1 protein-coding gene is annotated in these 1345 nt (G+C 68.4%); it reads left to right on the forward strand.

Going from position 1 to position 1345, the window contains the following annotated elements; translation table 11 throughout:
• Positions 1 to 1345 (forward strand): DNA translocase FtsK (locus tag HNQ73_RS17805; protein ID WP_277355660.1); only part of this gene is annotated, 1345 nt, incomplete at both ends.

Raw genomic sequence — 1345 nt, forward strand, 5'->3', positions numbered from 1 at the left:
GGCCCGGTGGTGACGCTCTATGAGTTCGAGCCGGCGCCGGGCACCAAGTCCTCGCGCGTCATCTCCCTTGCCGACGACATCGCCCGCTCCATGAGCGCCGTCTCCGCGCGCGTCGCCGTCGTGCCAGGCCGCAACGCCATCGGCATCGAGCTGCCCAACGCAAGGCGCGAGACCGTCTACCTGCGCGAGCTCCTCGCCTCCAGGGACTTCGAGGAGACCCGCTACAAGCTCGCCCTGTGCCTCGGCAAGACCATCGGCGGCGAGCCCGTCATCGCCGAACTCGCCCGCATGCCCCACCTGCTCGTCGCCGGCACTACCGGATCGGGCAAGTCCGTCGCCATCAACACCATGATCCTGTCCCTCCTCTACCGCCTCCGGCCGGAGGAGTGCCGCCTGATCATGGTCGACCCGAAGATGCTCGAGCTGTCCATCTACGACGGCATCCCGCACCTGCTCACCCCCGTCGTCACCGACCCCAAGAAGGCCGTCGTCGCCCTCAAGTGGGCCGTGCGCGAGATGGAGGAGCGCTACAAGAAGATGTCGAAGCTCGGCGTGCGCAACATCGACGGCTTCAACGCCCGCGTCGCCGAGGCCAGGGCCCGCGGCGAGGTCATCACGCGCACGGTGCAGACCGGCTTCGACCGCCAGACCGGCGAGGCGGTGTACGAGGAGGAGGTGATGGACCTCGAGCCTCTGCCGTACATCGTGGTCATCGTCGACGAGATGGCCGACCTGATGATGGTGGCGGGCAAGGAGATCGAGGGCACCATCCAGCGTCTGGCGCAGATGGCGCGCGCGGCGGGCATCCACGTGGTGCTGGCCACGCAGCGCCCGTCGGTGGACGTGATCACCGGCACGATCAAGGCGAACTTCCCGACGCGCATTTCCTTCCAGGTGACGTCGAAGATCGACAGCCGCACCATCCTGGGCGAGCAGGGGGCGGAGCAGCTGCTGGGCCAGGGCGACATGCTGTACATGGCCGGCGGCGGGCGCATCATGCGCGTGCACGGGCCGTTCGTGTCGGACGAGGAGGTGGAGAAGGTCGTGGCGCACCTGAAGGCACAGGGGCGGCCGCAGTATCTCGACGCGGTGGTCGCCGACGAGGAGGGCGCCGCAGGCGAGGACGGCGGGGCGGTGTTCGACAACACCTCCTTCGGCGCGCCGGGCGGCGATCTCTACGACCAGGCGGTGGCCATCGTCCTGCGCGACCGCAAGGCCTCCACCTCCTACATCCAGCGCCGCCTGCAGATCGGCTACAACCGCGCCGCATCCCTCATGGAGCGCATGGAGAACGAAGGCATCGTCGGACCCGCAAACCACGCAGGAAAACGCGAGATCCTGGTCG

Origin of the sequence: Chelatococcus composti (assembly GCF_014201415.1) — a bacterium.
GTDB lineage: Bacteria > Pseudomonadota > Alphaproteobacteria > Rhizobiales > Beijerinckiaceae > Chelatococcus_A > Chelatococcus_A composti.